A 21,388-nucleotide genomic window follows, 5' to 3' on the forward strand; every position below is an offset into this window, starting at 1 on the left:
TATTATAATTACCTTTGCTTTTTTGATGAGCTAAAGTTCAGCTTTAAATTTAGTCCACCTGATCCGAATCTTATTTGTTCGGAACCCAAGCCATCCAGCGGGTATTTAAAGAAAGGTTCTATAATAATTCGGTTACTCTTACCCAGCGGATAACCTACACCGAAAGCAAAATTCAAGGTCTTACCAAAGTAAAAACTGTTGAAGTTTTGGTGCGATGTTTCATCCTCCGTTTGTATAACGGCTCCTTTCGTGTTATTATAAACATAACTGTAAGTATATCTCTCATCTATAAAAGTACCCGAACTTAAACCTGCTGATATATAAGTATCATTTTTTTCGGGATTAAACTCATACTTGATATTTAAAGGTATATCTATCCCAACCAGGCTGGCATTGTAGTCTTTAAATACAGGTACAGTAACGGCGGCGGAAAATAAGCCCTGTGATTTTATAGCGGGTGCGGCGGAATACGCAAGGCTTGAATTACTTGGCGGAGCATTGTTATACCTGAAACTATTTTGAGCCAAAGCAACTCCGGTAGATAGTTTTAGATTTTTACTTAATCTTATGTCGGATGTAAAACCGGCACCGGTATTTATCTGATTATTGCTTCCTTCGGCGTAATTAAAATAAGTTGCAGCATATACGCTAAATACTACCTTTTTTTGATCTGTTTTTTGACTTTCAGCTTTTTTAATTGTTTTATCTTCATCTGAAAATAAAGATGCTACGGTTTCAGCCGATGGCTGTTTAATTATATTATTTGCGCTATCACCACTATAAGCAGTTGTAGTTGGTGAATTACTTTGCGTTTTGGGCTCCTGTGCTTTATCTTTAACAATTGCTGCATTATATTCTGGCAATAAATTAGTTACAGGTTTATTTTTAATTTGATTTGCGCCCATAACCGAACTGTCCAAAGTAGGATCTGCGCTTTTGCCTGTATTTGCAGCAACTGTTTGCAATTTGTTTATTTTGCTAATTTGTGGCTCTTGTGTAGAAGGGCTTACAAAAGATTTGTTTTGTAACAATAGTGCATTTTTATCAACAGTAACCGGAATGGCAAGAGCCATATTATCAGTTGCGTTATTATCCTTTTGCAAATGTGTGGTATCAGGTTTAACGGGTTGTTGTTTTATTACAGATTTATCAGCTATCTGTTTAACGGGTTTTTCATTATTACTCATCCACAAACCAATACCTAAAATTACCAAAAGAATGGCGGCAACGCTGCTCCAGCGAAGCCAGTTAAAGTTAGCCGGCGCTTGTTCTGCCGGAAATTTCTCGCGTAACTTTAACCATGCTTCATCAGCAGGCGGATGTTCGTAGTTATCAAACACCTCCTTGATACGATTAGTTAAATTTTTATCAAACTGATCATTCATGGCTTTGTGTTTCTGTAGTTAGTAACTGTCTTAATTTCTCTTTGGCCCTGCTTAAATAAACCCTTGATGAACTTGCCGGTAAGTTTAATATTTTACCTATCTCATCATGATTATAACCATCAATCTCATACATGTTAAATATAGTAAGCTGCATATGGGGCAGTTGCTTCATCAATTTTAAAATATCCTGAACGTTTAAATTGTCAATTACAGTGGCCCGGTTACCTACACCTATTGCATTGTCAAGATCGGTATTAGCCAAATGCTTCAGCTCTTTTCGCCTTCTGTCAATGGCCGTGTTAACCACAATGGTTCGCAGCCAGGCACGGAAAGGTTTGTCTGTATGATATGTATTTATCGCGTTAAACACTTTTATAAAGGCATCATTAACAACTTCAAGTGCATCATCAGTATTAATGCTGTAGCGGGCACTTATACCCATAGCATAGCCATAGAAGTGCTTGTAAAGCAATTCCTGGTGTTTTAAACTACCTGCTTTGCATTTACTGACAATTTCATCCTCAGTAACGCTTTGGCGTAAATGCATTAAAAATTGTTAAATCGCTTAAGTTGATACATACTCATTACGTTGCCATACAAGCAAACGTTACAAGGCTCATAAATTAATTAAAAATAAGAAAGTCCCCGAAAATACTCTATAGAAGTGTCAGGAATCTTTAGGTAGAATAAGAATAGTTTTAATTGACCTTTTTTAGATCATATTGCAAACTTAATGTATCCGAACTATTGGCAACCATCTGAAAAACACTGCTTCCGTCATAATAATATTGATAAGTGCCGCTTAAATGAGTTTTAGTGGGAGTACCTGTTGTTGGATAAGTGTCATCCTGGAAAGCTATGTATATATCGCTAATACCATAGTGCCCTTTACTTCCTGCATGAACTGTGGAAGTATCGCCCAATACCTTATAACCAACTCCGGTTTCTAAAACCAGTTGTATATTAGCTTTAACTGTATCAATCACTGTACTTCCCTGGCTCCTATGCAGAAGACGAAACTCTCCGTTAAATGTTCCTTCAGGTAAAGGTTTTAAACTACTGTTTGATGATTTTGTACAACCCATACCAAAAGCAATCAGGATGGGGAATAAATAAATTAGATTCTTTTTCATATAATAAATATTACACCTAACATTACGCAGCTAAACAGTTAATGCTACACCGAAATTATTTTTTTTTAGCTTCTTCCCAAAAAACGTCCATCTCAGCAAGATTCATATCATGGAGTTTCTTGCCGTTTTCGGCAGCCTTATCTTCCAGGTACTGGAAGCGTTTAATAAATTTTCGGTTGGTTTTTTCTAAGGCATCCTCTGGATTTATATTGATGAAACGGGCAAAATTAATCAGCGAAAATAACAGGTCACCAAATTCGTTTTCGGCTTTTTCATGATCAACTTTTTCCTCACCTATAACATTATACTCATCCTTAAATTCCTGCAGTTCTTCTTCTACCTTGGCCCAAACCTGTTCTTTATTTTCCCAATCGAAACCAACGCCTCTCGCTTTTTCCTGTATACGTGAAGCCTTGACCAAAGCAGGTAAAGATACAGGAACACCACCCAAAACTGAACGGTTTCCTTCTTTAAGTTTTATTTGCTCCCAATTACGTTTAACATCATTCTCATCGCTAACCTCGGTATCACTATAAATATGCGGATGCCTGTTTATCAACTTATCACAAATGCCGTTTAATACATCGGTAATGTTAAAATCTTCAGTCTCTGATGCTATGCGCGAATAAAAAACAAGGTGTAGCATTATATCGCCAAGTTCCTTTTTTATCTCCTGCATATCCCCGCCTAAAATAGCATCAGATAGCTCATAAGTTTCCTCGATGGTAAGATGCCTGAGGCTTTCCAGGGTTTGTTTCTTATCCCATGGGCAGTTAGTGCGCAGATCGTCCATAATGGTAAGTAAGCGTTCGAACGCGCCGGACGGAGTTGCAGCTGTTATGGGGGCAGTTATTGGCATATTTATAAGTATTTATACAAATGTGCAGATTTTAATTTGTAACCGATACCCTTGCTTTTCGTTACTGTGAGACTAAGCCAAGGGTTTAGTGGCTCTAAGCATCTCACGTTTACCGGGAGCACCGGGTACTTTTTCAACTTTCAGGCCTAAAGTTTTTATTATCCGCTTTAAATTACCTGTAATGGCATAAGTAACAAATACCCCACCGGGTTTCAAAAAAGCAAGGGTATGCGTAATCGCTTTTTCATCCCACATTTCAGGCTGGCGGGTTGATGCAAAAGCGTCAAAATAAATTACATCGTAACTTTCTGTTGTATCAAAATCAGCGAGTGGTACTGGTATAACCTCTAAATCGCAAAACGAGTTTAAAGCCACAGGTTTTGTTAGCGATAACGAATAAACAGATAAAAATTTATCCCAAACTGGCTTAGAAATGTATTGTTCGTAACCGGTGTTGCTTATCAAATTATTGTTTAATGGGTATGCCTCAATCCCCGTATAAAGCATTTTTATTTGTTTTTCCGTACAAATGTCTGTCGTCAATAAAAAGTTAAGTCCGGTGCCAAAACCAACTTCAAGTACTTTTATACTGGAGATGGAAGATAGCTGCATGTTTATAAAATGCATTAAACCAGAGTGCACGAAAACATGCTTGCTCTCTTGGAGCGCACCGTTTCGCGAATGGTAGTTTTCGCCTACTATTGAATTATAAATAGTGTTTGATCCATCTGCAGTGATAATAAGCTGCAAATGCTCCGTGTTTTTATTAATGCCCATAGTAAGGCATCAAAATTAAGAAATATAATAATGAGATGTTTGTAATTAAGCGGTCATGGCTAATAACCTGTTGAGGCGATTGCAATAATCCGGCAAAGAAATTTGTCCTTTATCATAATCAGCAACCAATTCATCTAACTGCTTAGAGATAAGCAGGCGCGATTCAGAATCCAGATTAGATTTCACAATATGCAGTTTATTGCTCAGATCTTTTGCTAAAAACAAAGGCTGTACATCAGCAGTTTGTTCTAATATTTTATTTAGTTTTTTACGTTGATTCTTATCAAATTTTAAAATAAGATAAACTATTACAGCGCCTATTACTATAAAGTAAATGCAATTGATAAGAGAGGATGTAAATAATTCGTTCATTGTTATTTGTAGTACTTTATTATTAAGTCTATTACGGAATTTTAAAACCCTAGGTTTCATGAAAATTAACTTTAACAAAATATTTTTATACAAATTTTGTTAAATAAGAGGTTAAGTATCATTAATTATATTTTTGCCTATGCTAAAAAAGTACTTCATAAAATACCCATTACTCCGTTTTGCATTATTTTTCCTGGTGTTATTAGGTGCTCTGCCCGCTTTTTCACAAACAAGCCACACCGCTAAAAAGAAGATACCTCCGCACAAATTTAAATTTTCAACTATCGTGATCGACCCCGGACATGGCGGTAAAGATCCGGGTGCGCATGGCCGGTATTCTAAAGAAAAAAATATCGCGCTTGCCATAGGTCTCAAACTCAGAAAGGCTATTAATGCCGAGATGAAAGATATTAAAGTTGTGATGACTCGTACCACCGATAAATTCATTGAATTGCATAAGCGTGCCGATATAGCTAACAATAGCAAGGCAAATCTTTTTATATCTATACATTGTAACTCAACACCTCAACGGCATGGAACCCGCCGGGGGGTACTACTATTGGTTTATGGTTATCACCGTAAAGAGGAGCAATTGGAAGCTTTGCGCGAAAATGCATCAATATATATTGAGCGTGATTATAAAAAGAAATATAATGGCTACGGGCAGGATGCTGCCGTTAATGCCATCGTGCTTGCGGCATTTACCCAACGTTACCGTAAGCAAAGTGTACAGTTTGCTAATTTATTGAATCATGAGTTTAAGGTAAATAACGGGCGGCACAGCGCAGGTGTAAAGGAGCAGGGAGTATTGGTGCTACAGCAAAGCGGAATGCCGGGTCTGCTTATTGAAACCGGTTTTGTTAATAATACAAGCGATGAGAAGTATCTGAATTCCCAAGCCGGACAAAACGAGATTGTTCGTTCTATTATGCGGGCGATAAAAAAATATAAGGCGAATTTCAGATCCTGATCGTTAACTTAGCGTAAGCTATTAACCATTCACCAATATTTATTTATTATGGAGGCAGTATCAACATCACGTCGTGATTTTTTACGCAAAAGTTCAATAGGGGCAGGTACACTTTTATTAGGTTCGGCTCTTTCGGGATGGGCATGCAATAAATCTTCAAAAAAACTTGGAATCGCATTGGTAGGTTTGGGCAATTACAGTAAAGGGCAGCTTGCACCGGCACTGCAGCATACTACCAATTGTTACTTAGCTGGCATAGTTACGGGTACACCTGCAAAAGCGGTAGAATGGTCGGCTAAGTATAATATCCCTCAAAAAAATATTTATAACTATCAAAATTTTGATGAGATAGCTGATAACCCGGCTATTGATATTATATACGTGGTATTACCTGTTTTTATGCATAAGGAATACACCATTAGAGCGGCCCGGGCAGGCAAGCACGTAATTTGTGAAAAACCCATGGCCCTTAATGCTCAGGAATGTGCTGAGATGATTTCCGCTTGTAAAAATGCTGATCGTTTACTGTCCATAGGTTACCGCCTTCATTTTGAACCCCACAATATGGAAGTGATGCGATTAGGGCAAAAAGAAGTATTAGGTAAAGTTACCGCTATTGATACTGGAAATGGTTTTGTGTATGGTGGCGATCCAAACGCCTGGCGCTTAAAAAAAGCATTGGCTGGCGGCGGCGGTTTAATGGATATGGGTATTTACGCCATACAGGGTGCACGATATACCTTAGGCCAGGAACCTGTTGCTGTTAAAGCTACACAGGAGAAAACCCGGCCGGAACTTTTTAAGGATGTTGATGAAACAGTTTTTTGGGAATTAAAATTTCCCGGAGGTGCAAAAGTTACCGGGAAATCGAGCTATAACAATAACTGGAGTTATTTACACGCGCAGGCAACTAACGGAAAATTCGCTTTGGAACCTGCTTATGGCTATGGTAGTTTGGATGGTACTATAAATGGCAAGCCCATGCAACTGCCTAATATTATACAACAGGCGGCACAAGTGGACGACTTTGCTAATTGTATAAACGCTAACAAACAAAGCAGAGTGCCAGGCGAAGAGGGCCTTAAGGATATGAAAGTTGTTGATGCCATTTACCGTAGCTTAGATAGCGGCAAGTGGGAAACTATATAGGTATTAATGTCCGAGGCGGAAAAATACACCTAAAAATAAACACCCGGAGCTGTAATTTACAGGGGAGTAATATTCAGATGTTAATTTATTGATACCGGTGCCGTAATTTGAACTGTCGTACCCCATAGCCGCGCCTATACTGCTTTTCTCCCCGTGGAAAGCAATATTTACAGCAGGTACTAACGCCATGGTGTAACCGGCTTTTACCGATTGATTTTCAATTTGCTTATCATCTACTGTAAGCGACCTTTGCGTAACAATCCCCGAACCATAATTATGAAATAGAAATGAAATTGCCGCTGTAGTAATATTAAGATATTAGTACGGATTCCCGGTTAATTGGACTTATAGCATAGGGGGAGTTCAGCAAATTAACACGATTTTATATTTGGAAGTAACATTTATAAATTATGCATCTATAAAAATTACATTATTTATAAAGATAAAGCCAATGCCTTAATTGTCATTAATCTATCACAAATAGATGTTTAAACAATTGTTTCATAAATCTGTAAATTGATTATATATCTTTGCTCAAATTTAAAATTAAAAAACATGAAAAAGCCCCTTATCATTTTAGCTGCAGCGTTGCTTATGCAAACGGCAGTATTTGCACAAAGTACCTGGAAAGCCGATAAAGCCCACTCACACGTAAAGTTTACAATTACCCACCTTGCAGTTTCTGATGTGGATGGTACTTTTACTGATTTTGATGCAAACATTGTAGCAGCAAAACCTGATTTTAGCGATGCGAAATTTAGCTTTACCGCTAATACTGCATCAGTAAATACAGAAAATGATATGCGCGACAAACATTTAAAATCAGCTGACTTTTTTGATGTGGATAAATTCCCGACAATGACATTTACCAGTACAGATATCAAACCGGCCGGCACAAACAAATATAAAGTAACCGGTAATTTAACTTTACATGGTGTAACTAAACCCGTAACACTTGATGTGCTTTACAGGGGCACTATTACTAATCCGATGACAAAGGGCCCTGATGCGGGTTTCAAAGTTACCGGTACTATAAAACGTTCTGATTTTGGTTTCGGCAGCAAATACGGTTCACCAATGTTAAGCGACGAAGTAGAGCTTAGCGCGGGTGGTGAATTCCTTAAAGCCAACTAAATAAATTAAGTATATAAAAAGAGCGCAGGATTAAATATCCCGCGCTCTTTGCGTTTATACTAGTTTAGCTGTTAATTAAATACGGTTAAATGTCATGGTTTTGCCTATAAATTTAAAATGCCAGTATCCTTTCACCTTGAGTTTGCCATCATCATTTATATATGCCGATGAGTTCCAATGACGGCCGTTTTTAGCGTCATATATCATACCGTCTTCCCATGAGTCGCTATCAGGGTCATAAACCAGTTTCTCCAAAACATTCATTCCTAAGATCTTTCTGTTACGAAGCGTAGGATCAGGGTTCTTTTTATCGCGCCATTCATCTAATTTTTTTGAATCATCGCCATCATTGAACCAAACAATTTTCGCTTTATATTCGTCATCAATACGATACACCTGCACTATAAGGTTTTTATCCTCATTTTCCCATTTACCACATATCTGATCACCCGCTCTTACCTCAGTAGATACTTTATTTGGATGGCCTGTAAATAAAAGCAAGCTTAAAACGCTTAATAAAAACTGGTTGCTCATAATAAACTCCTGAAATTAAATTGTATATAATCAATGAAACAATCATGGTGCCAGTTTGATGACATTGCCATTACATTTTGTAATTTATACAATTTTTGCTTGTAAAGGCGCTGTTTAATTTTATATCGTATAAAAATGAAAACGTTGTCGTAAATTTTTTAGGTCAATTACCCCTTATGTAGCCTGTTACAATAATGTTCTTTTTGTATTTCTTATATATTTGGCATTATAACCAAATTATATATCTAATTCCTCATGAGAAAACTACCCTTACTGTTTCCGGTATTGCTATTGTCGTTATCGGTGTCGGCCCAGCAAAAAAGCATTTATCATAAAGGTTGGATAGATTTTAACAAAAACGGAAAGATGGACGTTTTTGAGGATCCTTCACAAACTGTTGATAAACGTGTTGCTGACCTGCTTAGCCAAATGACTGTAGAAGAAAAAACTTGCCAGATGGCTACACTATATGGTTATAAGCGGGTATTGAAAGATGAGATGCCTGTACCGGGTTGGAAAAATGAGATTTGGAAAGATGGTATAGCCAATATTGATGAGGAACTGAATAACCTGGCATCGCATACCGACTACGCGGCTACGCAATATTCTTACCCGTTTAGCAAGCATGCTTCTGCCATAAACACTATTCAAAAGTGGTTTGTGGAAGAAACGCGTATGGGTATTCCTGTCGATTTTACGAATGAGGGTATACACGGCCTTAATCACGACCGTGCCACACCGTTACCCGCGCCTATAAATATCGGCAGTACCTGGGATAAGGAATTGGTGCGCGAGGCGGGACAAACTGTTGGGCGTGAAGCTAAGGCGCTGGGTTATACCAATGTTTACGCACCTATTTTAGATCCGGCACGCGATCAGCGTTGGGGACGTGTTGTAGAATGTTATGGCGAAAACCCTTTCCTGATAGCGGAATTGGGAAAACAAATGACCTTAGGTATACAGGAAGAGGGCGTGGCTTCAACCCTTAAACATTTCGCGGTATACAGCGTACCTAAAGGTGGCCGTGATGGGGGCGCCCGTACTGATCCGCATGTGGCGCCACGTGAAATGTACCAGATCTATTTATATCCATTTCGCCGGGTGATACAGGAAGCACACCCAATGGGTGTAATGAGTAGTTATAATGATTGGGACGGCGTGCCAATAACTGGTAGTTATTATTTTTTAACGGAGCTGCTTCGTCAAAAATTTGGTTTTACAGGCTATGTGGTATCAGATAGTGAAGCGGTGGAGTACATATACTCTAAACATCATGTAGCGGCTGATTATAAGGATGCAGTTCGCCAGGCGGTAGAGGCTGGTTTAAACGTGCGTACCAATTTCACCATGCCGCAAACCTTTATATTACCCTTACGCGAGGATATTAAGGAAAACCGCATATCCATGAAAGTGATAGATTCGCGGGTGGCTGATGTGTTGCGCGTTAAATTCAGACTGGGTTTGTTTGACGATCCTTATGTTAAGGATCCCAAAGCTGCAGATAAGATTGTTCACAGCGACGCTGCCTTAAAAATGAGTTTAAAAATGAACCGCGAATCGATGGTGTTATTAAAAAACGAAAATAACCTGTTGCCACTTGATAAAAATAAATTTAAAAACATACTGGTTACGGGCCCGTTAGCTGCCGATAAAAGTTATGCCACCAGCCGTTACGGCCCATCGCATAATCCGGTAACCACCGTGTTAGATGGCTTAAAAAATTACGTGGGTAATAACGCAACCGTAAGTTATGCTAAGGGTTGTAACATAGTAGATGCTACCTGGCCCGAAAGCGAAATTATTGAAACACCGCTAACTGATGCCGAACAGGCACAGATAGATTCGGCGGTTGCTAAGGCAAAATTAGCCGATGTGGTTATTGCCGTAGTTGGAGAGGATGTGGACCGTGTAGGTGAAAGCCTTTCGCGCACCGGGCTAAACTTACCTGGCCGTCAGCTAAAACTGATACAGGCTTTACAGGCAACAGGCAAGCCTGTAGTAATGGTAATGATAAACGGACAGCCACTTACGGTTAACTGGGAAAATAAATATGTACCTGCAATATTGGAAGCATGGTTTCCCGGCCCCGAGAGCGGACAGGTAATTGCCGAAACCTTATTTGGTGATAACAATCCGGGCGGCAAACTTTCTATCACCTTTCCGAAAACTACAGGACAATTGTTATATAATTTCCCATTCAAGCCCGCATCACAGTCAGATCAGGGTGGCCCGAATAGTTGGGGCAAAACACGTATTAAAGGTGCATTATATCCCTTCGGTTATGGCCTGAGTTATACTACTTTTGAGTACAGTAATCTGCAGGTGTCGCCGGAAAAGGAAAACTCTCAGGGTGATATTACAGTAACTGTTGATGTAACCAACACAGGTAAGCGTAATGGTGATGATGTTGTACAACTTTATCTTAAAGACGATGTTAGCAGCGTAACGACTTATGAATATGACCTGCGCGGATTTGAAAGGGTAAATTTAAATCCGGGAGAAAAGAAAACCGTTCACTTTACTCTTCATCCGGATGATCTGGCATTGCTGGATAAGAATATGAACTGGACAGTTGAACCCGGTACTTTTCAGGTATGGATAGGTTTATCATCACAGGATATTAAGCTTAAAAAAACCTTTACAGTAGAGTAGAAACGAAAATGCAAATTTGCAGGTAAATTAAATAGTGCGGATATTGTCACCATACACCAAATAGTTATGAGCGATACCGGCATTGTAACCCTTACACTAAGCACTGATGGCATAGCCAGCATTAGTTTTTTTCATCCAGCACAAAATTCTCTTCCGGCAGATCTGTTAAAACAGCTTACCGATAAGATAAACGAAGCCGGCAATGATGATAGAACCCGTGTTATAATTTTAAAAAGTGGCGGTGACCGCACATTTTGTGCCGGCGCCAGTTTTGACGAATTGATGCAGATAAAGGATAAGAAGGCCGGGGCGGAATTTTTTTCGGGCTTTGCCAATGTTATAAACGCCTGCCGCAAATCATCTAAAATAATAATTGCGCGCATACAAGGTAAGGCGGTTGGTGGTGGCGTGGGCCTGGCAGCAGCAGCAGATTACTGTTTGGCTACAGAATTTGCTGCCATTAAATTAAGTGAATTAGCAATTGGCATAGGCCCTTTTGTAATATCCCCGGCGGTGATACGTAAAATAGGACTATCTGCATTCTCGCAACTTACCATACGTGCAGTTGATTTTCAAACGGCGCAATGGGCCAAACAGAAAGGATTGTATAACGAAGTGTATGCAGATATTACCGCGATGGACGAAAGCCTGTACACACTTGCTCAAAAACTGGCATCTTACCATCCCCATGCATTAAGCGGGTTAAAACAAATTTTATGGGAAGGTACAGAGAACTGGGACGAACTGCTTGCTGAACGTGCCGCCATTAGTGGTGAACTGGTATTATCAGAATTTACACAACAAGCTTTAAACCGATTTTTAAAAAAATAAAAAGGAATTATCCTTCATATAATTTTAGCCTGTTGCGTAACATGGCTACCTGTTGCTGCAGGTTCTCCATTTTTTGCAAAAGGTTATCAATAACAGCAATACCCGGCTCGTTAACTTCAAGTTGAGTATGTAGCCGGGCGAGTTTTTCCAATTTTTGAATCTCCTCCAGTGGTATGCAATCAGTTTGATTTACAACGGTAACCTGTATAAGTCCGGCTTCCTGCAGATAATCTATAAAAGTGTATTCTACGTTATAATAAACGCAAAAATCGCTGACGGTTATTAAATTTTCGGTTTTCATTGGTTAAAGTTTTTATCAGGATTTAGCTAATTCTTCAAATAATTCGCGCTGTTTAGCAGTGAGGCTTGTTGGTAACTGCACGTTATAAGTAAGGTACAGATCGCCGAATTGCGTGTCCTTTTTATATAGGGGCATACCCTTCCCCTTTAGCTTTACTTTCGTGCCGTTTTGCGTACCTGCGGTAACCTTTAGTTTTACTTTACCGGTGAGCGTATCAGCTGTTATTTCGCCACCTAATACTGCTGTGTACAAATCAAGGTCTATATTATGGTAAAGGTCATTTCCGTTACGTTTAAACTGCGGATCGTCTGGTATGGCAAAGGTGATATACAAATCGCCCGCCGGCGCGCCGTTGGTACCTGGCCCACCATGCCCGGCTATTTTTATGGTTTGCCCATCCTGGATACCCGCCGGGATGGTTAACCTTATGTTTTTGCCATTTACTGTTAGAGTTTGCTTTTTTGATTCCAGCACATCGCGCAGATTAAGCTGCAATTGCGCGTTCATATCCTGCCCACGATAACGTGCAGATTGCCTGCCTGATCCTCCTGACTGGCCGCCAAACATAGATTGAAAAAATTCAGAGAAGTCTCCACCACCGCCTCCGCCAAAGTCAAACCCGCCAAAATCAGCTGAGCCTCCTGCATAGCTGCGTTGTTGCCTTTGCTGTTGCTGGCGTGCTTGCTCGTAAGCTTCGCCGTGCTCCCAGTTTTCCCCATATTTATCATATTTTTTGCGTTTTTCAGGATCGCTTAATACTTCGTTAGCCTCGTTAAGCTGCTGGAAAAGTTTGTTAGCCTCAGGGTTGTCAGGGTTAAGATCGGGGTGATGTTTACGGGCCAGCTTTCGGTAGGCATTTTTTATATCTTTCTCCGAAGCCGTTTTATCAACGCCTAAAATTTTATAGTAATCAATAAATGCCATGTTAATAAGATGTATGTTTAAATTAAACCTGTAAATTATCTCATAGTTTTAATTTGCAGTATAAAATTAATAAAATAGAAGTACCAGCTATTATACATTTCGTTTCTTAAGTTCAATAACAGTGATCTCGGGCCATATGCCCAACCTGCCTGAAAATGCCAGGAAACCAAAACCACGGTTTACATACAGGTGCCTGTTTTTTTCTTTGGCAAGGCCTGCCCAGTCCGGATAACGGTATTTTACAGGACTCCACTTAAAACCGGGTATTTCAATGCCAAACTGCATACCATGGGTATGTCCGGAAAGCGTTAAATGAATATCCGTATTTTTATTATATCGTACCTGTTCTTCCCAATGGCTTGGATCGTGTGATAGTAAAATCTTAAAGGCACTATTATCAACTCCCTGCAATGCTTTATCTAAATCGCCCACCTGTTTAAAGCCTTTTCCCCAATTTTGGATACCGATGAGTGCTATTTTTTGTCCATCTTTTTCAATGGTGACATTCTCATTAAGCAACAATCGATAACCTAACTCTGAGTGATGTTGTTTTAACTTTTCCAGGTTAGCGGCTTTTGCCTGTTCGCTGTCCCATTCAATATAATCGCCATAATCGTGGTTGCCTAATATAGAGAACTGCCCGTAGGGAGCCTTTAATTGCCCGAAACGATCAATATAAGGTTCGATTTCCCAGGCAGCATTGTTAACCAGATCGCCTGTAAATACAAATAAGTCCGATTTTTGAGCTTTTGCCAGATCAATACCCCTTTGCATCGCATCCACATTATCAAAACTACCGGAGTGAATGTCTGATAACTGTGTAATAGTAAACCCGTCAAAAGCATCAGGCAGTTCATCAAAATAAATAGTTTGCCTATGCACTTTGTAATCATATTTACCTCTCACCATAGCATATAAAAAACCGGTGAACGGAACTGCTGCTATTAATAAAGCTATTTCACTAATGAATTTTCTGCGTGCAGGGAAAAAGGGTTGGCCGGCTGGCGTGTCATTCCTCACATTATTACCAATGCCATAAACAAATCTCCCCAGGTCACCTAATGATAATATGATAATAAAAAATAGTTTGGTTATGAAAAAGGTAAGAAAAATACTCAGCATCCATTCATGAAAAGGGGTCATTCCCCTGGCAGTACTAAAACTGCCAAGCCCAAGAATAAAAACTAAAGTAAAGCCAACGGAAATTACACCATAGCCCCATAAAATGCCAAGGCGCAAGTTACGCGATTGCCAATCGGCAGTAAGGGTGCGTAAACCTCCTATTACATACCAATCCATTAAAAGCGTTATTGCCGCTATAATAAGAAATACCTTTAATAAACCACCTCTGTGCATATTTTTTACTGTAAGTCTGCAATATAAAAAAGGAAAGGTAATCGGGGTGTAAAAAGTATGGGTTAAATCATAATTCCTTATTTTAGGCGCATCAATTATAAATCAATGAAAAAAAATATTTCCACAATCGCTGTTATGTTACTGCTTTCGTCGGTTGCAATAGCACAGACAATCAAAACCGACACCGTTTTCTTTGAAGATTTTAATGAAAAAAACCTTGACCGTAGTAATTGGAATATTGAGGTTACCGGCCATACCGTAAATAATGAACAGCAGGCCTATGTGGACTCGGCAAGTACTTTATATACGACTGATGGACAGGACGAAGGGGCAAGTAACGGCATGTTGGTTATTAAAGCTTTGTACCATCCGGGTTATACCAGTAAGGAAGGAAAAACTTATGATTTTTTATCAGGCAGGATGAATACCCGTGATAAAATGATGTTTACTTATGGTAGTGCCTCTGCCAGAATGAAACTAACAGCCGGTGCAGGTTTATGGCCCGCCTTTTGGGCTCTGGGTAAAGGCAAATGGCCCGACTGCGGCGAAATTGATGTAATGGAAACCGTTGGCGATTCCTCGTGGACGAGCAATGCCTTACACGGACCGGGCTATTTTGGCAATACGCCGTTAGCCTACCGGGCATTTTTTCCAAAGGGGTTTGATGTTAGCCAGTGGCATATTTATAGCGTTGACTGGACAAAGGATAGTATTATATTTAAGGTGGATGATCGTGTGACCTATACCGTAACCCGGGCTATGGTAGAAAAATATGGCCGTTGGGCATTTGATAATCCTAAGTTTTTGATATTGAATTTTGCTTTAGGGGGTGGTTATCCTAATGGTGTTAACAAAGTCACCAAACCTTATTTCGGGCTTTCCCAATCGTCGGTTGATAAAATAAGGGCGGGGCAGGCAAAGGTTTATGTAGATTGGGTACTGGTAACTAAATAAAAAAATCCCCCTGATAGGCTCAGGGGGATTTTTTTATTATCTGGCGTGTTTTATAACCACTACTTTTTTATGGTAAACACGGTGATATACAGGGCGAGGTGCTACAACTACTCTGCGATAGTAGCTGCGATGAACAGGATGAGCTACTACTACGGTACGTGTGCGGTAATAACGATGATGTACAGGTTTGGTTACTACAATGGTTTTTTGATGAACAGGTACACCTATGTGTGCACTTACGCTAACCTGTGCTTTAGCACTTTCGAAGGCGAACACCGCTATTATTGCTATGGCGAATACTTTTAATGCTTTCATGATATTTAATTTTAATAGTTAATTATTAATTGATTTTTAATTATTTATTTCTGTAATAATGATCGTAGTGATCATGTCCTCTGTCATGACCGCGGTCATGATACCTGTTATGTCTGTGATGGCGTTCGTGATATTGAGTTGAACAGCTTGAAAGAATTACCGCGCCGAATAATACTAACGTCAACATTTTTATAGCTTGCTTATTCATAATCATCAGTTTTAATTGTTGCTTATTTTATAGGTTAAACTATGCCGGTTAGCCAAAGTTTAATTCGCAATACACCGTATCACATAATCGTTACAAAGGGTAAGTTTATACCACCAAGCCATTATCGAATAAATTTTAACTAATAGGATTATTTTCTGCCAATTCTACAACCAACCGGAATAAAAACCCGTATGTTATGACATGAAGGGCTATGTTAGTATTCCTAAGTCAATTTATTGCAAGCCATGTAAGCAATGCGGTTGTCGCCCCATTATTGCCTTGGCGGGAATAGAAGGCTATGTGGTTAAATGCCCGAAAAATAATACGCATTATACCACGGAAGCGGGTATAATTGATATTGAAGACTGGAACATACATAATACTAAACTTTACGAGGATGTGTATGAGTTGAAAATTAAGAATAACTTTAAATAGTAAGCTTTGCGGTTAAACATGCTTGTATAAACGTAGCATAAATCTCTCCTCCTAAAAATAAACTTCTATTTTTGCGGCAACAAAACGCCTTTATGGAAAGCTTATCAAAACGTAATTTCGATAGTATAATTTTTGACCTCGACGGTACCCTTTGGGACAGTACAGCTAACGTAACACTTGCATGGCAGGCAGCTATTGCAAAAGCCCCCTATATGGATGAAGAAATGACACGTGAGCGCGTGCGTTCCATCACCGGGATGACGTATGATAAAATATTTGAAACCCTTTTCCCTTATTTAACCCAGGAGCAGCGAAGCGAGGTTAAGCAGCTTTGCGCTAAAAGCGAATTGGAGATATTGCACACTAAAGGCGGCGAACTTTACCCCGGATTAGAAGACACTTTAAAATATCTGGGTAAAAAGTATAAGCTATATATAGTAAGCAACTGCCAAAGTGGTTATATCGAGGTGTTTTTAAATCTGCACAATATGCATCACCACTTTTTGGGGCACCAGTGTTTTGGCACTAAGGGAAACCCTAAGGCTGATAATATTAAAGATATTGTTAGCGACCATGGTCTGAAAAATCCTGTTTACGTAGGTGATACCATGGGCGATTATCAGGCTGCTGCAGAAGCAGGGGTGCCGTTCATATTCGCTGCTTATGGTTTTGGAAAGGTAGAAAGCGGGCAAATTGCTACTATAAATGATTTTGAAGAGCTTAAGCAATTATTATAGATAAAACCTTTTTGATAACAGTAAGTTTAGTTTTAAATACTAAACTGATATGAAGATCACTAAATATGTCCATTCATGCCTGTTGTTTGAGCAGGACGGGTATCAATTGCTTTTCGATCCCGGCAATTACACATTCGCTGATAATGCAGTGCACCCGGGATTATTTAATGAAGTTGACGCAATTATTGTCACTCACGTACATGCCGACCACCTGGATACAGGAAACCTGCAAAAAATAATTTCGAGGAGTGGCGCGGCTATTTATACCAATACACAAGTAGGAGACGAACTTGACAAGGAAGATATCCCCTATAACTTAATGGAAGAAGGTGAGTATGAATTAGGTCCGTTTAAACTAAAAGCATTTTCATTACAGCACGAGCCGTTGCTGAACAGCCCGTTACCACAAATGACCGGTTTTATTATTAATGATAAAGTATTGCATCCGGTAGATTCAATGGAGGATATGTTAACCGAACATAAAAATATAGAGTTGCTGTTGATGGTGACCATGGCGCCCTTTGCAAGTGAGGTTCAAATAGCAAACTTTGCCGAAAAGATACAACCGAAACAAATTTTCCCGGTGCATGATGGCTATGCCATGCCCGGATTTGTTAAAGCACGACAAAAAAATTACGCCAATTACTTTGCTAAAATGAATATCAGATTTAATGAATTATACGAGCCGGGGAGCTTCGTAATTATTTAACGGCCTTTAACTTCTTTATCAAAGTTCTCCATTACCAAAACCGCAGCGCCTATTAGTTCCGCATCAAAACCTAATGATGATATGAGAAGCTCTGTACCTGATGATAAACGGGGAATACAATATTTATGCAATGCCTGCTGTATAGGTGCCAGTAATATTTTACCAACCTTAGCGCCGCGGCCGCTCAAAACAATATTTGCAGGATTCATGATATGTATGAGTATAGCCAGTGCTTTACCTATCTTGTAACCCGCATCTGATAATAGTTCCAGCGCAAACTGATCGCCCTGGTTAGCTGCATCCATTAATGCATCGCCCATTAATTTGGCGTTGCCGTTATAGCTGGTTAAACTGGTCACTCTACCCTTTTTAATTCCTTCCTCGGCCTTTTCAGCAACAACCAGTAATGATGCCTCCGCTTCCAGGCACCCGCGTTTGCCGCAAGTACACAATTCACCATCGTCTGATAGCGGAATATGGCTTAGTTCACCTGCGAAACCATTATACCCCCTGAAAATTTTTCCATCAATTATCATCCCTAAACCAATGCCCCAACCCAAATTAATCACCATAACCTCTTGCTGCGATTTGGCTATGCCAAATTTTTGTTCTGCCAATGCAACAAGACTTGAGTCGTTATCAATATAAGTTGTAACACCGGTAGCCTTAGTTAAATAATTGCTCAGGCTCTGCCCTCCGGCATCAAGGTAGGTATAATTAATGCCTTCGATAGCGTTTATAAAGCCCGGCATACCAATCCCAATGCCTGTTATCTTATTTTTAGGAATGCCGCTGTTAGCAATGTAATTATTTAAGTGATCAACCAGGGTTGCCAATGCTTTGTCGTTATTATAAAGCTTTATATCAACGGTTTCCATATCGGCAACAGCGTTGTTCTGCAGATCTATCAATTGTATACGGGCTGATAGCTGATCCATAGCCACCGCGAGTATGTACATGGCTTTAGCATTTATGGCGTACATTAATGGCCGGCGGCCTCCGCTCGATGGTGCATAACCTTGCTCTACCACAAATCCTTCTTTTATCAATTCATTTACAGCTTTGGTTATTGAGGGGATACTTTTATTAAAATATAAGCTTAACCCGGCGCATGACATCGCTTTATTAAAATATAACCGCTTTACGATCATACTTTTTAACCAGCCGCTTTTAACACCACTATTTTTTATTTCCATTAAGAATACTTTATGCCTTTATATCAAAAACGGGCATTACAATTTTATAAAATTAAAAATAAAGCTGCAAAGTACAACAGTATCATTAGCTATGCTAAATAATACTGTTCCAAAAAGGAAGACAATAAAAACTTATTTTATTTCGGCAGGTTCCAATTTATGGCCTCTGAATTCAACTGGTGAGGTAGATGTGTGTTTTTTAAAAAAATTGCTGAAATAAGCAGCGTCCTCAAAACCCAGGTCATAGCATATCTCCTTTACCGATTTATCCGTATAATATAACAAACGTTTGGCCTCTAATACCAATCGCTCCTGAATAATTTGTAGAGGCGACTTATTGTTATAAAGTGAAAAAAGGTTAGCTATGGTTTTAGGCGATTTGTTTAATTCTCCCGCGTAAAACCCCACGCTATGCTGTGTGCGGTAATGATTCTCTACCAATATGTTAAACTTGCGGATAACCTGTAATTTGTCGTCAGGGAGTTTTTCTTTAGGCACGTTATGAACTCTTGCAAGGCGGGTAATTATGATAATAAGACGTTTTAACAACATGCGCAGCATATCAACCTGTATATTATCGGGCGTATTAAATTCGTCAATAAAAACATCCAGTAAAAGCAGGAGTTTCTTTTTCGTTGGTTTATCCAGGTTTACAAATATCTGGTCGCTCATGCCATAAAACAAAAACCCTACGCAGCTTACTTCCTCATCATGTTCTACGATACAATAAAACTCTCTGCTAAACTGCCAGGCTACAATATTTTCCGGATGCTCAAAGTAAAACGATTGGTTAACCATTAACGGCAATAAGGTGTCCGGCATAAGATCGTACGCTACCTCATCAATAGTAACTGTTTGTACAGGACCGGTATTCCATGCTATAGTGAGATACTTTTGTTGCCTGTCGCGGGTAAAGAACATACGGTCGAAATAGGGCTCGTTTTTTAGCAGGAGCACATCCCCACCTTTTGTATGATCAGTTACTTTAAATTTCATTTTTAAATGAGTAAGATTATAACAACAGTAAAGTTATTATAAAAGCCCAAGCGGAGTTTAATACTCCAGGTAAATTTACATTTCTGTGGGGGTAAAAATGTGAGCTGATAAGTTATCTGCTTGCAATAATGATTGAGGCTATTTAGCCTCTAAGGGCAGCGATATAAAAAATGATGCGCCCATATCCTTTCCAGGGCTTTCTGCCCAGATACTACCACTGTGCATGTCCACCAATATTTTCGCGATGGAAAGTCCAAGGCCGTTACTCGTTTCTTTTTTGGTAGGTGTGGCGCTTAAACGGGCAAATTTAGTAAACAGTCTTTTCATATCATCCTCAGTAAGTCCCTGGCCCTCATCTTTGAATTCAATTATCATGTTACCATCACGCTCAAAGGTCTTGATGTAAATTGCTGTATTTTCGTAAGCATACTTGATGGCATTGCTCAACAGGTTTTCAAATACCTCCTGCATACGGCCGCAATCCACATTAACGCATTTGTGGCATTCATGATTTAGTATGATCTGCTGGTTCTTTTCAGCTGCTATTATTAAAAGGTTATTAACTACTTTTTCAAGCAAAATGCCAATATCAGTTTGTTCAAATTGCAGTTTCATAAAACCATCTTCTATCTGCGACAGTTTTAGTAAGTCGTTAAGATTGGCTAATATCCGTTCACTTGCTATATTTATTTTACCGGCAATGGTTTTGGTATTGGGTTCTGCTGACCGTTGGCCAATCATTTTAGCGTATAAAGAGATAGCCGTTAGCGGGTTTTTAATATCATGTACCGCAATATTCGTAAGGTCTGTTTGCAGCCTTACAATATTACGTGTAGCTTGCCTCAGTTCCAGTTCGTCAATAATAATATCCGAGAGGTTCTCCAGCATTTTTATTTGCTTGTCGGTTACCACACGGGGTACGGTGTCAACTACACAAACGGTTCCTAAATGAAATCCTTCTGATGTTTTTAAAGGCGAACCCGCATAAAACCTTATCCCGCCCTTTGCGGCAACATAGGGGTTGTTTTTTAAGTCGGGCACTTCATGAGTGTCATTAAACACAAGTGTGTCTGGATTTAAAATAGCCAGTGAACACAGGCTGTCTTCGCGTTGTACTTCCCGTCCCTCCATGGCGCTTATATTCGCTTTAAAAAAAACACGGTCTTTATCTACAAATGTTACAAAAGCACTGGGGGTATCAAAAATATTAGCTGCCAGGGTAGCAATCTTATCAAAAGTTTTATCAGCGGGTGTATCCAGAATTTCATATCTGTATAATTTTCGCAGACGTTCTTCATCATCAAGCGGTATAATAGAAACCGGTTTGCAGTATGTTGGCATAGTATATTAATCAGGTAAGTTAAAACTACATATTAATTATTAATAAACCCCGCACTTTATAAATAATAAAATAATTTTTTACATAAAATAGAAGTTATTTTAATCTATACGTAATATTAT

24 protein-coding genes are annotated in these 21,388 nt (G+C 39.3%); 9 read left to right on the forward strand and 15 right to left on the reverse strand.

Going from position 1 to position 21,388, the window contains the following annotated elements:
- Nucleotides 1-8 precede the first annotated feature (8 nt).
- The 6 genes from I5M19_RS03155 to I5M19_RS03180 form a co-directional block, all read right to left on the reverse strand.
- Nucleotides 9-1,385, reverse strand: coding sequence for an autotransporter outer membrane beta-barrel domain-containing protein (locus I5M19_RS03155; RefSeq protein ID WP_200063935.1), 1,377 nt, complete (start codon nt 1,383-1,385; stop codon nt 9-11).
- Nucleotides 1,378-1,932, reverse strand: a complete 555-nt coding sequence (locus tag I5M19_RS03160; protein ID WP_200063937.1) for an RNA polymerase sigma factor — start codon at nt 1,930-1,932, stop codon at nt 1,378-1,380. The genes I5M19_RS03155 and I5M19_RS03160 overlap by 8 nt, the downstream gene beginning before the upstream one ends.
- Nucleotides 1,933-2,083: 151 nt before the next feature.
- Nucleotides 2,084-2,518 (reverse strand): hypothetical protein, encoded by a 435-nt coding sequence (locus I5M19_RS03165; RefSeq protein ID WP_200063939.1) that lies wholly within the window; start codon nt 2,516-2,518, stop codon nt 2,084-2,086.
- Between the two features lie 55 nt (nt 2,519-2,573).
- Nucleotides 2,574-3,377, reverse strand: a complete 804-nt coding sequence (gene mazG, locus I5M19_RS03170) for a nucleoside triphosphate pyrophosphohydrolase (RefSeq protein WP_200063941.1) — start codon at nt 3,375-3,377, stop codon at nt 2,574-2,576.
- A 72-nt stretch (nt 3,378-3,449) separates the two neighbouring features.
- Nucleotides 3,450-4,154, reverse strand: coding sequence for a tRNA (5-methylaminomethyl-2-thiouridine)(34)-methyltransferase MnmD (gene mnmD, locus I5M19_RS03175; RefSeq protein ID WP_200063943.1), 705 nt, complete (start codon nt 4,152-4,154; stop codon nt 3,450-3,452).
- A 45-nt stretch (nt 4,155-4,199) separates the two neighbouring features.
- Nucleotides 4,200-4,526 carry a hypothetical protein gene (locus tag I5M19_RS03180; protein ID WP_200063945.1) on the reverse strand — a complete coding sequence of 109 codons (327 nt, stop codon included), beginning with the start codon at nt 4,524-4,526 and terminating at the stop codon, nt 4,200-4,202.
- A gap of 139 nt (nt 4,527-4,665) precedes the next feature.
- On the opposite strand from I5M19_RS03180, the gene I5M19_RS03185 reads away from it, so the two are divergent.
- Both I5M19_RS03185 and I5M19_RS03190 read left to right on the forward strand, forming a co-directional pair.
- A complete protein-coding gene (locus tag I5M19_RS03185; protein WP_200063947.1) occupies nt 4,666-5,496 on the forward strand; it encodes an N-acetylmuramoyl-L-alanine amidase family protein in 831 nt (276 codons plus the stop codon).
- A 48-nt stretch (nt 5,497-5,544) separates the two neighbouring features.
- A complete protein-coding gene (locus I5M19_RS03190; RefSeq protein WP_200063950.1) occupies nt 5,545-6,645 on the forward strand; it encodes a Gfo/Idh/MocA family protein in 1,101 nt (366 codons plus the stop codon).
- A gap of 3 nt (nt 6,646-6,648) precedes the next feature.
- Here I5M19_RS03190 and I5M19_RS03195 read toward each other — a convergent pair whose 3' ends face one another.
- Entirely contained in the window at nt 6,649-6,834 is a 186-nt protein-coding gene (locus I5M19_RS03195) for a hypothetical protein (protein WP_200063952.1), read from the reverse strand.
- A 366-nt stretch (nt 6,835-7,200) separates the two neighbouring features.
- Here I5M19_RS03195 and I5M19_RS03200 point away from each other — a divergent pair, with 366 nt between their 5' ends.
- A complete protein-coding gene (locus tag I5M19_RS03200; protein WP_200063954.1) occupies nt 7,201-7,779 on the forward strand; it encodes a YceI family protein in 579 nt (192 codons plus the stop codon).
- 75 nt (nt 7,780-7,854) lie between these two features.
- Here I5M19_RS03200 and I5M19_RS03205 read toward each other — a convergent pair whose 3' ends face one another.
- Nucleotides 7,855-8,313, reverse strand: a complete 459-nt coding sequence (locus I5M19_RS03205) for a DUF2147 domain-containing protein (protein ID WP_200063956.1) — start codon at nt 8,311-8,313, stop codon at nt 7,855-7,857.
- 255 nt (nt 8,314-8,568) lie between these two features.
- On the opposite strand from I5M19_RS03205, the gene I5M19_RS03210 reads away from it, so the two are divergent.
- Nucleotides 8,569-10,965: a glycoside hydrolase family 3 C-terminal domain-containing protein gene (locus I5M19_RS03210; RefSeq protein WP_200063958.1), complete on the forward strand. Its 2,397-nt coding sequence runs from the start codon at nt 8,569-8,571 to the stop codon at nt 10,963-10,965.
- A 66-nt stretch (nt 10,966-11,031) separates the two neighbouring features.
- A complete protein-coding gene (locus I5M19_RS03215) occupies nt 11,032-11,796 on the forward strand; it encodes an enoyl-CoA hydratase/isomerase family protein (protein ID WP_200063960.1) in 765 nt (254 codons plus the stop codon).
- Nucleotides 11,797-11,803: 7 nt separating this feature from the next.
- Here the strand turns inward: I5M19_RS03215 and I5M19_RS03220 are convergent, their stop codons facing one another.
- The 3 genes from I5M19_RS03220 to I5M19_RS03230 all read right to left on the reverse strand — a co-directional run bounded on the left by I5M19_RS03220 (nt 11,804) and on the right by I5M19_RS03230 (nt 14,320).
- Nucleotides 11,804-12,097: a chaperone modulator CbpM gene (locus I5M19_RS03220; protein WP_200063962.1), complete on the reverse strand. Its 294-nt coding sequence runs from the start codon at nt 12,095-12,097 to the stop codon at nt 11,804-11,806.
- A gap of 15 nt (nt 12,098-12,112) precedes the next feature.
- Nucleotides 12,113-13,021 carry a DnaJ C-terminal domain-containing protein gene (locus tag I5M19_RS03225; protein ID WP_200063964.1) on the reverse strand — a complete coding sequence of 303 codons (909 nt, stop codon included), beginning with the start codon at nt 13,019-13,021 and terminating at the stop codon, nt 12,113-12,115.
- A 90-nt stretch (nt 13,022-13,111) separates the two neighbouring features.
- Entirely contained in the window at nt 13,112-14,320 is a 1,209-nt protein-coding gene (locus tag I5M19_RS03230; protein ID WP_235985755.1) for a metallophosphoesterase, read from the reverse strand.
- A gap of 162 nt (nt 14,321-14,482) precedes the next feature.
- On the opposite strand from I5M19_RS03230, the gene I5M19_RS03235 reads away from it, so the two are divergent.
- Complete coding sequence (locus tag I5M19_RS03235) at nt 14,483-15,331, forward strand: glycoside hydrolase family 16 protein (protein ID WP_200063968.1); 849 nt, start codon at nt 14,483-14,485, stop codon at nt 15,329-15,331.
- Nucleotides 15,332-15,367: 36 nt separating this feature from the next.
- Here the strand turns inward: I5M19_RS03235 and I5M19_RS03240 are convergent, their stop codons facing one another.
- Nucleotides 15,368-15,646 (reverse strand): hypothetical protein, encoded by a 279-nt coding sequence (locus I5M19_RS03240; RefSeq protein WP_200063970.1) that lies wholly within the window; start codon nt 15,644-15,646, stop codon nt 15,368-15,370.
- A gap of 487 nt (nt 15,647-16,133) precedes the next feature.
- Between I5M19_RS03240 and I5M19_RS03245 the strand changes: the two genes are divergently transcribed.
- From I5M19_RS03245 to I5M19_RS03255, 3 genes are all read left to right on the forward strand, one after another.
- Nucleotides 16,134-16,289, forward strand: a complete 156-nt coding sequence (locus tag I5M19_RS03245) for a hypothetical protein (RefSeq protein ID WP_200063972.1) — start codon at nt 16,134-16,136, stop codon at nt 16,287-16,289.
- 92 nt (nt 16,290-16,381) lie between these two features.
- On the forward strand, nt 16,382-17,026 hold the full coding sequence (locus I5M19_RS03250; RefSeq protein WP_200063974.1) for an HAD family hydrolase: 645 nt from the start codon (nt 16,382-16,384) through the stop codon (nt 17,024-17,026).
- Nucleotides 17,027-17,075: 49 nt separating this feature from the next.
- Complete coding sequence (locus tag I5M19_RS03255; protein ID WP_200063976.1) at nt 17,076-17,735, forward strand: MBL fold metallo-hydrolase; 660 nt, start codon at nt 17,076-17,078, stop codon at nt 17,733-17,735.
- On the opposite strand, the gene I5M19_RS03260 is transcribed toward I5M19_RS03255, so the two are convergent.
- The 3 genes from I5M19_RS03260 to I5M19_RS03270 form a co-directional block, all read right to left on the reverse strand.
- Nucleotides 17,732-18,931 (reverse strand): ROK family protein, encoded by a 1,200-nt coding sequence (locus tag I5M19_RS03260; RefSeq protein WP_200063978.1) that lies wholly within the window; start codon nt 18,929-18,931, stop codon nt 17,732-17,734. The two genes, I5M19_RS03255 and I5M19_RS03260, sit on opposite strands and share 4 nt — an antisense overlap.
- A gap of 132 nt (nt 18,932-19,063) precedes the next feature.
- Nucleotides 19,064-19,927, reverse strand: a complete 864-nt coding sequence (locus I5M19_RS03265) for a helix-turn-helix domain-containing protein (protein WP_200063980.1) — start codon at nt 19,925-19,927, stop codon at nt 19,064-19,066.
- Nucleotides 19,928-20,065: 138 nt separating this feature from the next.
- Complete coding sequence (locus I5M19_RS03270) at nt 20,066-21,268, reverse strand: GAF domain-containing sensor histidine kinase (RefSeq protein ID WP_200063982.1); 1,203 nt, start codon at nt 21,266-21,268, stop codon at nt 20,066-20,068.
- Between the last annotated feature and the right edge of the window lie 120 nt (nt 21,269-21,388).

Origin of the sequence: Mucilaginibacter segetis (genome assembly GCF_016522075.1) — a bacterium.
In the GTDB taxonomy this organism is placed as follows: domain Bacteria; phylum Bacteroidota; class Bacteroidia; order Sphingobacteriales; family Sphingobacteriaceae; genus Mucilaginibacter; species Mucilaginibacter segetis.